Origin of the sequence: Candidatus Endomicrobiellum pyrsonymphae, from assembly GCF_020328025.1 — a bacterium.
In the GTDB taxonomy this organism is placed as follows: Bacteria; Elusimicrobiota; Endomicrobiia; order Endomicrobiales; family Endomicrobiaceae; genus Endomicrobiellum; species Endomicrobiellum pyrsonymphae.
The window spans coordinates 1-11,986 of the sequence record NZ_JAIXMZ010000040.1; the positions used below are offsets into that span (position 1 = coordinate 1).

The window sequence follows — 11,986 nt, forward strand, 5'->3', positions numbered from 1 at the left end:
CCGACCCATCTATCAGCTTTCCCTCAAGCTGATAGATGGGTCGGAGACGGATGCGGTTCAGGCGTGGACAGAGGGGAAGAATGCAGCAGCGCCACCTTCGTCGCCTCCGCATCCAACGACGCTGCATTTGCCGAATATAAAGCGTGAACTGCATCCGTCTCCGACCCATCTATCAGCTTTCCCTCAAGCTTCGCCACCTCCGCCACCACCTCCGTCGCCCACGCCTCCAATAAGGTTTTCAATCTCTATTCTGTGCTGAGATTGTTTTTGCGCCATTTCAACGATTGTTTTTTCAAGACCGGGATAGATTTTAGCGTATTGAGCTAATGTGTTTGGATCTGGCAAAGGACCAACAAAAACTGCTCTAGCTGTTGTAACAAAATGACTGGACGTTTGCGATTTATCTTGATTCATTGGAAAAAACCTCAATCAAATCTTGACCTACAACACCCCAGTCGTTTTCGAGCGCTTTTGCATCGGCTTCTTGGTCTGTTTCGCAATAGTTGTAATCAAAAAAAGTACCCATAAGATTAAAGGCGGAAGCTACACCTATAATAAAACTGTTGTCATTAAATAAGTAGTCTGTACGATATTTTTTCATAACAACCTTCTAAATGTTTTTGTTTTTAATGTCAATGGAGAAGAAAATCACTCAAGCCACTTTCGCAACTTAAGGGTAACAGCTAGAGCTATTAGCTAGAGCTATTAACAATAGCTACGATGGTAGTTTCACGATAACGTTTTTTAATGAAATTGTCAAACTTAATTGATTTAGGAGATAAAATGTATTTATGAAACAAGACTTAGAATTATTTTTAAAGAGAGATGCCTTTAAGGACAACTATACTATCGGCAGACTCAAGTTTAACGGATATGACGAGCATAATAATATTATTGAAGACAATAAATTACTGTGCGACACGTTAGAGCCAAGTAAATCGACACGAATGCTTATACCGACAGGAAAATATAAAGTAATAGTCGACCACAGCAACAGGTTTAACAGAGACTTGCCATTGCTTCTAAATGTGGCTGGTTTTGCAGGCGTGCGTATCCACAGAGAAAATACCTCAAAAGATACACAAGGTTGCATACTTCCCGGAAAGAATGATAAAATTGGTTGGGTCAGTTATTCTACGCAGTACGAACAAAAGATTATAGACTTGATTCATGGCTATCAAAAGTGTCGGATAACAATTTCATAGAACACTAAAGCATTATCACTATCACTTTCGCACACAAACGTACTCGTTTTGCGAGTAAAAACAGCCGGATGTACGGATTAGTTAAAGAAACTTAATGATATACAAAAATCATTTTTTGGAAGCTGTGCTCTTTAGGACAGAATTACAATTTCACTCTCTAGTACCTAAACTTGAGATATTAATGTAGTCAGAAATAATATTTTCTTGCCAGGGGCCCTCATATGGAAAGACAAGAAGCTTTTTTTCTGATATTTCTTTAAAATCTTTTAGCATAGAATACCTAAATATAACATCTACTTTTTTTATATAATCAATTGAAGCGCATCTAATAAATAATGGCGATTTATCTGTCCATGCTAAACAAATTTTCGTTAATGGATACCAATACAATGATTGTTTGTGTATCTTTTGTTCTATTAAAACTTTTAAGTATATCAGAACATCCGCGTCTATAAGCTCTAATTTACTTAGTATGTTACTATTTATTTTATTCATCATATATGTAACTGCATAGTTTACATATCTTCTTCCGTCTTCTCTTTGTTTTAAAGCTTCAAAGACTCTTCCATCACCATTGAAATAAGTTTTTTCAAACATCTTTTTTTGATTTCCATAATTATCTAACTCAACAGATTCTTTTTTTATTAGGATCCCAACTGTATATAAAAATAACTCGTATATAATAAACTCGATATTTTCAGTGCCATATTCCTTAGATTTATCTTTTTTATATAAAAGAAGTTTTTCAAAAAAACTACAAATGATACTTTCTAATTCTTGTTCTTGCAAGTCACATTTAGTTGCCTTTTCCATTATTTCAAGATACTCGTCTCTGTATGTAGTAAAATCATTCAAAGTTTTCAAAAAATTCTTTTTTTCATCTTCAATTGAAGTATTAGATTTGTTTTGAATAATGAAATTATCTAAATTTGCTACAAAGACATCACAATAGCTTTTAAGTTTTAGAACAATATTCTTACCATTTTCGAATGCAGCTCTTAAGGCTCTTACAGAAGCAGACGTTTGTCCTCTTTTATCTTCTTCTAGAATGTAAGTTGGTATTTTACCCAATTTAGGTTTTGTATATTCAGATTTCCCTATTATTAAGCGTATTAATTCCTCAAACTCTTCAGAATATTTATCATTGTCTAGACACAAGTCTATGTAATAGTCAGGTTTAAAATATGCAGGTAGATAAGCATCTCCATTCTCATCTTTCTCAAACACAACAGGGATGAATTTTGTATTCTGAGGATTACCATATACTTCTGGAGTTTTATTATATCTGTCTCAATACCGACCCCACCTTTTCTATCATTAGCTTTATCTGCATATAATTTGTTGCATATAACCAAAACCTTGTTAATGTCATTATTATTTACCATTTCCTCCATAAACTTATGCAAATTTTGACCAGGTTGTATATCCCACTTATCTATTTTTACATCTATTCCATTCTCCACAAGTTCTCTTGCAAGCTTTAATACTCTATCCTCATGTTGTTCTGTGCCCCGACTGTAAGAGATAAATACTTTCGGTCTTAAATTTATTTTTTCTTCGTTCATTTTGACTCCATTAATACATATATTTTTCAATGCCAGAATGTTGTATCATTATTTGTAAAATCTTTACAACTCTCTTACGTAATGATGATTCTTGTGCGCATATTGCTATGTATTATCATGTGTCAAGATATCAAGTACGTCAAGATATTTATAATAAAAGTTGAATGGCATTACTTTTGCAACTTTTGGGAAAGATTTGACAAAGTGTGCCATATATTATACACTAGTGTTGGAAGTGAGTGTTTTTGAAAGGAGCTTTAATAATGCAGATACGAAATACGGAGGTTTTCAAAAAATGGTTAAAAAATTTAGATGCCTATATTAAGTTAATTGTTCTTGAAAATATTGATAAATTAGAAAAAGGAAATTTCTCTAATATTAAATCAGTTGGAGGTGGTATCCACGAATTAAAGATTTATTTTCAGAAGGGATATAGGATATATTTTACAAATATCGATGGAAAGATTATAATATTATTATGTGGTGGCAATAAATCCTCACAACAAAAAGACATAGAAAAGGCAAGAAAAATAAAAGAATGTTTATAAAATTCAAAGAAGGGGATACACAATGAAAACAAAGAAATTACAGACCACAAATTTTTATGAAGATTTTGCAGAAATGATAAATGAAAATCCTAAAGAGTTAAAAGCATTTGAGACAGCAGTTATAAAAAGATATGCCGAAACGTCAGACATTAATGTTATACTTGCCGCTTTAAAAGTTTTAGCTATATCAAATGGGAACATAACAGACCTTGCAAGATCTGCAAAAATAGGGAGACGCAGCATCTATAATATTTTCAAGACAGGAAGTAACCCTACCTTAAGAAGTTTTACGTCAGTTTTAGATAACTTGGGCGTGAAAATGAGCTTTACATTTACCAATAAATAGACAAAGTCCTGTCTCTTGTCGTATAATGAATGTATGACCTGTACGTGATGAAATCGGATTTTAAGTACATAGTTTGCATTTTAATCACAAAATACAAAAGTATCGACGGGGTTAAGACCTATATGTGCTTTCTTATAAAAACGTGAAGCTTGCCGTTATTGAAGCCAAGAAGTTGTCTTTGTCTGTGGGAGAAGGCGTTGCTCAATCTAAGCTGTATGCTAAAAAATTAAATATTCGTTACGCTTTGGCAAGTAACGGCAGGGAAATTTATTTTATTGATACGGAAACTGGTGAAGAGAAAAAAATAGACAAATTTCCTTCTCCCGATAAGCTTTATAATAATATTTTTGCTGAGCGAAATGAATGGCGCGATAAATTTAATTCTGTTCCTTTTGAAAACAAAGGCGGTTCAAGATTTATACGTTATTATCAAGAAATAGCCGTAAATAAAGTTATGCAGGCCGTCGCTGAAAATAAGAAACGCATTTTATTAACTTTAGCCACAGGAACAGGTAAGACTTATATAGCGTTTCAAATCGTGTGGAAACTTTTTAAAACGCGTTGGAATATAAATAAAGACGGCGTAAGGTTGCCGCGAATATTGTTTTTAACAGATAGAAATATTTTGGCGGATCAAGCGTTTAATACTTTTTCGGATTTTCCTGAAGATGCTTTAAAACGCATTAAGTCTGAAGAAATAAAAAAGACAGGCAAAGTCATCGCAACCGGCAGTATTTTTTTTACAATTTTTCAAACTTTTATGACCGGCGCGGAAGATGTCCCTTATTTTAGTCAGTATCCAAAAGATTATTTTGATTTTATTATAATTGACGAATGTCACAGAGGCGGAGCGAACGAGGAGAGTCGCTGGCGCGCTATTTTAGATTATTTTTCACCGGCAACACATCTTGGAATGACGGCCACGCCGAAACGCGATAAAAACGCGGATACGTATAAATATTTTGGCGAGCCCGTATATACTTATTCTCTCAAAGAGGGTATAAACGACGGATTTTTAACGCCTTTTAAAGTTCGGCGTGCTCAAACAACTTTGGATTCCTACATTTATGCTGATGACGACGATGTTATTGAAGGAGAAGTTAAAAAAAATCATGAGTATGTAAGAGAAGAATTCCATCGAGATATTGAAATTGAAGAGAGAGAAAAAAAGTATGTTGAAATTTTTATGAATGAAATAGATCAAAAAGAAAAAATGCTTGTTTTTGGCGCAAATCAAGAGCATGCGGCTTTGCTTAGGGATTTAATAAACCAAATTAAAACTAGCAAAAATCCCGATTATTGCGTAAGAGTAACTACAAACGAAGGTGAAATAGGTGATCAGCATTTAAGAGATTTTCAAGATAACGATAAAACAACCCCTACTATTTTAACGACTTCTAAAAAACTTTCTACAGGAGTCGATGCGAGAAATGTTAGAACTATTGTGCTTTTGCGCTCCGTGAACTCTATGATCGAATTTAAACAAATAATTGGCAGAGGAACAAGACTCTTTGATGGTAAAGAATATTTTACAATATACGATTTTGTTGGCGCTTATAAAAACTTTTTAGATCCTCAATGGGACGGCGAACCTATAGACGTTATAGACATTGAAGAATCTCCTAAAAAACAGATAAAAAGCGTTAAACAGTCTGATATTGTAGAAAAAGAGACTCCACTTGAACAGTCTGAAAAACAGAAAGTTATAATAAAATTATCGGAAGGGAAGGAAAGAGAAATTCGGTATATGGCGCAAACGTCGTTTTGGGATGAGGCAAGCGGAACTCTTATATCCCACGAACAATTTTTACGTAAATTGTTCGGTAAATTGCCCGAGTTTTTTACGAGCGAACAAAAGTTAAGAGATATTTGGTTAAAACCGAAGACTCGCAAAGAACTTTTAGATAAACTTGAGCAAGCGGGATACGGACATAAAAATCTTGAAGTTTTACAACAGCTTACAGACACTCAAAATAGTGATCTGTTTGACGCTTTAAAATATCTTGCATATAACATTAGACCTTTGACAAGAGTAGCTCGGGCTGAAAGAGCAAAAGAAAAAATATCTAAAGTCGAAGACTTCGAAGATAAGCAAAAAGTTTTCTTGGATTTTGTTTTGGATAAATACATAGAAACCGGCGTTGAAGAATTAAATCAAGAAAAGTTATCCGAACTTATAAAACTGAAATATAAAACTATTGAAGACGGTATCAGAGAATTAGGCAATAGTGAGCAAATAATTATCGAAACTTTTATATCTTTTCAAAAATATTTGTATTGATGAGCGCTCCATATGATGAAAAACACAATATATTTGGGTTTAGGATCAAATGTTGGAGACAGAGCGGAAAATATTATTTCCGCTTTATCTTTTTTGCAAAGTAGCTTGTTTGTAAACGTTAAGAAAATATCCTCTTTTTACGCAACATCTCCAATAGGTCCTAAACAAAGAGGTTTTTATAATATTGTAATTAAAGCGCAAACGGATTTGAGTCCAATTGATTTGCTTTCATTAATAAAACAGTCGGAACATATTTTAGGACGTGTAAAGACAGTAAAATGGGGACCTCGTGTAATCGATATAGATATACTGTTTTTTGGTAAAAAAAATATTAATAATTCTAATCTAATTATCCCGCATAAAGAAATACAAAATAGACTTTTTGTTTTAGCGCCGTTGAGCGAAATAGCCATCGATTTTATACATCCCGGTTTAAAACGTAAAATAAAAGATATTTTATATAGCAAATCATTGATACTTAAAAATCAAAATGTTAAAATCATGTGAGTGTAACCAAGCGGAATATAAAACAAAACGCATGAAAAGTATTTTACGATGAGAGATGACTCTTCTGCTATAAAAATGGCTGTCATTCGTAGGTTTTATTTCCAACTTCTTGCCCTACCCAAGTAGTTGAAGTCTATATCTTCACTGCTTCATGGCGCGCTCGCGTCTTGCGCGCGTCGCAAGACTTGCGCTTCTTATTCGATCTCGCAAGGGAAGTGAGAAAAAGGCAAAATGGCAAGAGAACAACTGCAACGACAACTGGCATATATCTTTCATGTGCTTACTATGGAATATAAAAAATGAATAAAAGAACTGTTACGACGATTTTAGATAAAAAACAGGCAAACGAAAAAACAACAATGCTCACTTGCTATGATTATGTTATGTCAAAACTTATTTCCTCGCAAGGCATTGATATGTTACTTGTCGGAGATTCTCTAGGCAATGTCAAACTTGGTTACGAAAATACCCTTCCGGTTACGGTGGAAGATATGATATATCATACAAAAACCGTAAAAAGAGGAAATGATGGCGCGTTGCTTGTTACGGATATGCCGTTTATGTCTTATGAAATAAGCGTAGAAGATGCCGTAAAAAATGCTGCAAGAATTGTAAAAGATGGCGGAGCCGAAGCTGTTAAAATTGAAGGCGGGATTGAAATTATAAAACAGGTTAAAGCAATTGTTGATGCAAAAATTCCTGTTGTAGGTCATTTAGGTTTAACGCCTCAGGCTATAAATAAGTTTGGAGGTTTTAAGGTTCAGGGAAGAACTCAGGAATCTCACAATAAACTTATTTCCGATGCAGGCGCTTTAGAAAAAGCTGGCGCGTTTGCAATTGTGTTGGAAGCGATACCAGAGCAGCTTGCAAAAGAAATTACGGAACGTTTAAAAATACCAACTATAGGTATAGGCGCAGGACGTTATTGTGATGGGCAGGTTTTAGTTGTTGACGATATGCTTGGAATGTTTACGGATTTTACGCCGAAGTTTGTTAAAAAATATGCAAATATCGGTGAAACAGTAAAAACTGCCGTAAAAAATTATATAGATGAAGTAAAAGAGGGAAAATTTCCGATGGAAGAGAACGCGTACAAATGAAAGTTATAAAAAATGCGTTGCAGATGCAAAAAATTGCTTTAAAACATCTTAGAGACGGCGATGAGATAGGTCTTGTCCCTACAATGGGCGCTTTACACGAAGGTCATATTTCTTTGCTTTCAAAATCAGAAAAAAACGATGATATTACCATAGTTTCAATTTTTGTAAATCCAATACAGTTTGGCGCTAACGAAGATTACCTGAAATATCCACGTCCGATTAAAAAAGACTTGGATATTTGCAGAAAAAATCATGTTGATTATGTTTTTGTGCCCTCGGTGGATGATATGTTTTCACAAGAGCATAGGACTTTTGTGGAAGTTCAAAAGATGCAGGATATTTTATGCGGATTGTTTAGACCTGCGCATTTTGAAGGTGTTGCGACTGTAGTTTCAAAATTGTTTAACATATCGTACCCAGATAGAGCATATTTTGGAATTAAAGATTTTCAACAGCTCAAAATTTTAGAAAAAATGGCAAGAGATTTAAATTTTAGAACTAAAATTATTCCTTGCCCTACAGTAAGAGAAAGAAGTGGTCTTGCGCTTTCAAGCAGAAATTCTTATTTAAGCGAGGAAGAAAAAAATATAAGTTTGAAAATTTCTAAAACATTAAAAGAAGCTGTTCATGAATTTAGAAATAAAGATTTAAATTTTGTTAAAAAAAATGTTTTAAATAAATTAAGGAAAATTCCTAACAGTAGGATAGATTATGCCGAGATTGTAAATTTTAGCAATTTATCCATTGCTGATAATAACACAAAAAGAGTTGTTTTTGCGGTAGCTGTGTGGATAGGCAAAACGCGACTTATTGATAATGTTATAATGACTAAACGGAGTAAGGGATAATGATAAAATCAGATTATTTAATTATAGGTAGTGGTATAGCTGGTCTTAGTTTGGCTTTAAAAGCGTCAAAATGTGGTAGTATTTCTTTAGTTACGAAGAGAAAAATGTTTGATTCTTCTACGGGTAGAGCTCAAGGTGGCATTGCATGTGTAATGGATAAATCTGACTCTTTTGAAGAACATATTCATGATACTATCGTTTCCGGAGCTGGGCTTTGCGATGAAAAAATGGTTGAGAAGATGGTTGTCGAAGCGCCGGAAAGAATAAAAGAATTGATGTGGTTTGGGGTAAAGTTTACTAAACGAGATGATTCTAATTCGAGGTTTGATTTGGGTATGGAAGGCGGGCATAGTAAGAGAAGAATCTTACATGCCGGCGATGTTACTGGAAACGAAATAGAGCAAGTTTTAATAAGCAATATTTCAAAACATGAAAATGTTACTGTTTACGAAAATTGTTCTGCGATAGACTTAATTTTAGATGGTAACAAAGTTTGTCGTGGCGCTTATGTCTTTGATAATGAAAATAATAAAATCGAAATTTTTCAAGCTAAAATAACAGTTTTAGCAACGGGCGGGTCCGGGAAAACATATTTATATACTTCAAACCCCGACGTGGCTACGGGCGACGGTGTGGCAATGGCTTATAGAGCCGGAGCTGATATATCTAATATGGAGTTTGTGCAATTTCATCCTACATGTTTGTATAACAGCGAAGCAAAATCATTTTTAATATCAGAGGCTGTGCGTGGAGAAGGCGCTGTTTTAAGACTTAAAAACGGCGAACCGTTTATGGACAAGTACAGTCCTCAAAAAGAGCTTGCTCCTCGTGATATTGTTGCAAGAGCGATAGACAGTGAATTAAAATCCAGAAGAGAAAATTTTGTTTATTTGGATATTACTTCAAAAAGCAGAGGCTTTTTGATGAAAAGATTCCCAAATATTTATGCAAAATGTCTTGAGTACGGCATGGATATGGCAAAGGACATGATTCCCGTTGTTCCTGCCGCTCACTTCTTCTGCGGTGGTGTTGCAATAGACGAAAACGGCAAAACTGGCGTTGATAATTTATATGCAGTTGGAGAAACAGCATGTTCAGGAGTACACGGAGCAAACAGACTTGCTTCAAATTCTCTTTTAGAAGGTATTGTTTACGCAGATAGAATATATAAAGATTCGTTACAATTTTTAAAAAAAGAGTTTCCCAAAATTCAAGGCAGTTTTGGCAAATATAATAATTTTTCTGGGAAGAGTCGTTCCATTTATATGCAAGAGTGGGAAGAGATAAGACGTATAACATGGAATTATCTAGGGATTATTCGTTCTGACGGAAAATTATTAAAAGCAAAAAAAAGAATAGATATTTTAAAAAATGAGATAGATCAGTATTTTAATAATACGCCTATCACTGTTGACAACATAGAATTAAGAAATATAGCGTGTATAGCCGACCTTGTTGTAAGATCCGCAATGCTTAGAAAGGAAAGCAGAGGGCTGCACTATAACACTGATTATCCTTCTATGTTGCCTGACGCTAAAGATACTATTGTAAACAGACAAAACGCATGAGAAATATTTTACGATGAGATATAATCCCTCGTTAACAATATGAAATAAAAGAGAAATACAAATGCGTAAAGAGAGTTTTATAAAAGTTGTTACATTCATATGCCATATTATAGATAAAACTTTGAGAAAGAAATCGTTAAACGAAACTTTGCATTATCATAAGCCGTCAATTTATTCTTTTTGGCATGGGAATGAGTTCCCTATGTTGATGTCTAATCAAAAAAACAATATAGTTATTATGGTCAGTTTATCAGATGACGGCGAGATGTTGTCTCAAATTCTGAAGAGCTTTGGCTATATAACTGTTAGAGGATCTTCAGGCAAAGGTGGAGAGCGAGCTCTAATAAAAATTATAAGATATGCTCGTCAAGGACGTACGCTTGCTTTTGCTGCAGATGGACCAAGAGGTCCCTATCATAAGCTTAAATCAGGTGTCGTATATACAGCTCAAAAAACTGGAATGCCATTGTTGCCAATAAATTGTTCGCCAAAAAATAAAATTGTTTTAAACAAATCGTGGGATAAAACAATAATCCCTTTGCCATTTTCAAAAACCGTGCAGATTTATGGAGAGCCTATTTACGTGAATGATGGTGATAATATAGAGGAAAAAACGACGCTCGTAGAGGAAAGATTAAATAAGTTATCTGAATTTACAGATAAATATTATTGGAGGAAAGACATATTAAAATATTTAGAGTATCATCCGTCCCCAAAGATATTGATAGTTCAACCAAGCAGGATAGGCGATATTATTTTTGCTTTGCCTGTCCTTTCGGCAATAAAGAAAAAATATCCCCACGCAAAACTTAGTTGGATTGTAGATGAAAGATGTTCTGAAATTTTAGAAGACAATCCTCTATTAGAGAATATTTTTATATGGGATAGAAAACAGGTTTCTTTAAAATATTATAGAAATTTAAAAAAACAGCTTCGCAATGATAAATTTGATTTAAGTATAGACTTGCATGGTCTTGCAAAATCGGCAATGCTTGTTCAACTTGCCGCCGCAAGATTTAAATTAGCGTCATCTTCTACAAATGGTATGAGAGAATTCTCCTGGTTATTTTCTAAAGAGATAAAAGCTTCTCAAGAACGCCATTGTGTTGAAAGACATTTTGAAGTTGCAAAGTATTTAGGCTGTACATATGAAGTGAATTATTCGATATCAATTCCTGAAGAATGCTTTAAAAGTGTTAGAGAAAAACTTTTGAAGGAAAATGTAAATTTAGATAAAGTGATAGGTATTCATCCCGGTGGTGGGTGGATTTCAAGAAGATGGGATAGTTATAAGTTTGCCGTACTTGCTGGTAAATTAAAAACTGAATTGGGTGCGGACGTTGTGCTTGTTGGTGGGAAAGAAGGTGGAACGAGTGAAAAAGACTTGAACAAAGAAATAATAGTGGACGCAGGTATCAAAATGGTGGACATGACCGGTAAATTTACTTTAAAAGAATTATGTGCATTTTTAAAAATGTGTAAAGTTTTTGTTGGCAACGAAGCTGGTCCTATGCATATCGCGACGGCGCTAAATACGCAGACTGTAGCGATTCTAGGACCTACAGATGCAAAACGTACCGGACCGTATGGAGGCAGTACAAAAATTATACAACATCAAGTAGATTGTCAGCCGTGTAGAAATAGAAATTGTAAAGATGTGATATGTATGAAGGATATAACGGTTACAGAAGTGTTTTCAGAAATCAAAAGAAAACTGTATATAGTCAAATCGCTTTAAGTTGCGCCATCAGTGTCTTTGCTAGGAATTGTTCCTTAAAAAACAAGTATAATAAAGTGTATAAGGGTGTTGGAAGATCGAGCGAGGAAGGGGCAAAGATCCCGTTTTCATCAGGATCTCCAACACCACAAAGGTAAAAGCTTGATGAGGTTGCTGATGCGCAAACTTTAGTTTGCAGCATGTGAACAATTGAAAGCAAGAAGCTAATACCAAATTAAAAGGAGGCACAAAATGCCAAAAGTCTTATACACTGAATTTGTAGGCATAGATGTATCAAAAA

General features: G+C 34.4%; 12 protein-coding genes and 1 pseudogene. 9 read left to right on the forward strand and 4 right to left on the reverse strand.

Translation table 11 applies throughout. From position 1 onward, the window contains the following. Nucleotides 1-183: 183 nt before the first annotated feature. Together LE180_RS04440 and LE180_RS04445 are read right to left on the reverse strand one after the other, a co-directional pair. Nucleotides 184-414 (reverse strand): DUF2335 domain-containing protein, encoded by a 231-nt coding sequence (locus LE180_RS04440; RefSeq protein ID WP_374134261.1) that lies wholly within the window; start codon nucleotides 412-414, stop codon nucleotides 184-186. Beyond that, entirely contained in the window at nucleotides 401-601 is a 201-nt protein-coding gene (locus LE180_RS04445; protein WP_374134262.1) for a hypothetical protein, read from the reverse strand. Before LE180_RS04445 ends, LE180_RS04440 begins: the two co-directional genes overlap by 14 nt. Nucleotides 602-791: 190 nt before the next feature. On the opposite strand from LE180_RS04445, the gene LE180_RS04450 reads away from it, so the two are divergent. Next, nucleotides 792-1,205 (forward strand): DUF5675 family protein, encoded by a 414-nt coding sequence (locus tag LE180_RS04450; RefSeq protein WP_374134263.1) that lies wholly within the window; start codon nucleotides 792-794, stop codon nucleotides 1,203-1,205. 150 nt (nucleotides 1,206-1,355) lie between these two features. Here LE180_RS04450 and LE180_RS04455 read toward each other — a convergent pair whose 3' ends face one another. Then, on the reverse strand, nucleotides 1,356-2,432 hold the full coding sequence (locus LE180_RS04455; RefSeq protein WP_374134264.1) for a hypothetical protein: 1,077 nt from the start codon (nucleotides 2,430-2,432) through the stop codon (nucleotides 1,356-1,358). Then, entirely contained in the window at nucleotides 2,366-2,770 is a 405-nt protein-coding gene (locus LE180_RS04460) for a toll/interleukin-1 receptor domain-containing protein (protein WP_374134265.1), read from the reverse strand. Before LE180_RS04460 ends, LE180_RS04455 begins: the two co-directional genes overlap by 67 nt. A 245-nt stretch (nucleotides 2,771-3,015) precedes the next feature. On the opposite strand from LE180_RS04460, the gene LE180_RS04465 reads away from it, so the two are divergent. The 8 genes and pseudogenes from LE180_RS04465 to waaF all read left to right on the forward strand — a co-directional run bounded on the left by LE180_RS04465 (nucleotide 3,016) and on the right by waaF (nucleotide 11,706). After that, the gene (locus tag LE180_RS04465) at nucleotides 3,016-3,318 is read left to right on the forward strand and encodes a type II toxin-antitoxin system RelE/ParE family toxin (protein WP_374134266.1); all 303 of its coding nucleotides are present in this window, start codon (nucleotides 3,016-3,018) and stop codon (nucleotides 3,316-3,318) included. Nucleotides 3,319-3,340: 22 nt separating this feature from the next. Further along, on the forward strand, nucleotides 3,341-3,664 hold the full coding sequence (locus LE180_RS04470; protein WP_374134267.1) for a DNA-binding protein: 324 nt from the start codon (nucleotides 3,341-3,343) through the stop codon (nucleotides 3,662-3,664). Nucleotides 3,665-3,785: 121 nt separating this feature from the next. Next, a pseudogene (gene hsdR, locus LE180_RS04475) lies at nucleotides 3,786-5,945 on the forward strand (EcoAI/FtnUII family type I restriction enzme subunit R); the annotation flags it as partial. 12 nt (nucleotides 5,946-5,957) lie between these two features. Beyond that, nucleotides 5,958-6,452 (forward strand): 2-amino-4-hydroxy-6-hydroxymethyldihydropteridine diphosphokinase, encoded by a 495-nt coding sequence (gene folK / locus LE180_RS04480; protein WP_374134268.1) that lies wholly within the window; start codon nucleotides 5,958-5,960, stop codon nucleotides 6,450-6,452. Between the two features lie 299 nt (nucleotides 6,453-6,751). Next, entirely contained in the window at nucleotides 6,752-7,552 is an 801-nt protein-coding gene (panB, locus tag LE180_RS04485; RefSeq protein ID WP_374134269.1) for a 3-methyl-2-oxobutanoate hydroxymethyltransferase, read from the forward strand. Continuing rightward, nucleotides 7,549-8,400: a pantoate--beta-alanine ligase gene (gene panC, locus LE180_RS04490; RefSeq protein ID WP_374134270.1), complete on the forward strand. Its 852-nt coding sequence runs from the start codon at nucleotides 7,549-7,551 to the stop codon at nucleotides 8,398-8,400. The genes panB and panC overlap by 4 nt, the downstream gene beginning before the upstream one ends. Beyond that, nucleotides 8,400-9,968 (forward strand): L-aspartate oxidase, encoded by a 1,569-nt coding sequence (gene nadB, locus LE180_RS04495; protein ID WP_374134271.1) that lies wholly within the window; start codon nucleotides 8,400-8,402, stop codon nucleotides 9,966-9,968. The genes panC and nadB overlap by 1 nt, the downstream gene beginning before the upstream one ends. A gap of 61 nt (nucleotides 9,969-10,029) precedes the next feature. Then, entirely contained in the window at nucleotides 10,030-11,706 is a 1,677-nt protein-coding gene (gene waaF / locus LE180_RS04500; protein WP_374134272.1) for a lipopolysaccharide heptosyltransferase II, read from the forward strand. Nucleotides 11,707-11,986: the final 280 nt, after the last annotated feature.

Excerpts from the sequence above, each read along its gene's own strand:
- LE180_RS04440 (WP_374134261.1), bottom strand. The coding sequence starts at position 414 with ATGAATCAAGATAAATCGCAAACGTCCAGTCATTTTGTTACAACAGCT.
- LE180_RS04445 (WP_374134262.1), bottom strand. The coding sequence starts at position 601 with ATGAAAAAATATCGTACAGACTACTTATTTAATGACAACAGTTTTATT.
- LE180_RS04450 (WP_374134263.1), top strand. The coding sequence starts at position 792 with ATGAAACAAGACTTAGAATTATTTTTAAAGAGAGATGCCTTTAAGGAC.
- LE180_RS04460 (WP_374134265.1), bottom strand. The coding sequence starts at position 2,770 with ATGAACGAAGAAAAAATAAATTTAAGACCGAAAGTATTTATCTCTTAC.
- LE180_RS04470 (WP_374134267.1), top strand. The coding sequence starts at position 3,341 with ATGAAAACAAAGAAATTACAGACCACAAATTTTTATGAAGATTTTGCA.
- folK (WP_374134268.1), top strand. The coding sequence starts at position 5,958 with ATGATGAAAAACACAATATATTTGGGTTTAGGATCAAATGTTGGAGAC.
- panB (WP_374134269.1), top strand. The coding sequence starts at position 6,752 with ATGAATAAAAGAACTGTTACGACGATTTTAGATAAAAAACAGGCAAAC.
- panC (WP_374134270.1), top strand. The coding sequence starts at position 7,549 with ATGAAAGTTATAAAAAATGCGTTGCAGATGCAAAAAATTGCTTTAAAA.
- nadB (WP_374134271.1), top strand. The coding sequence starts at position 8,400 with ATGATAAAATCAGATTATTTAATTATAGGTAGTGGTATAGCTGGTCTT.
- waaF (WP_374134272.1), top strand. The coding sequence starts at position 10,030 with ATGCGTAAAGAGAGTTTTATAAAAGTTGTTACATTCATATGCCATATT.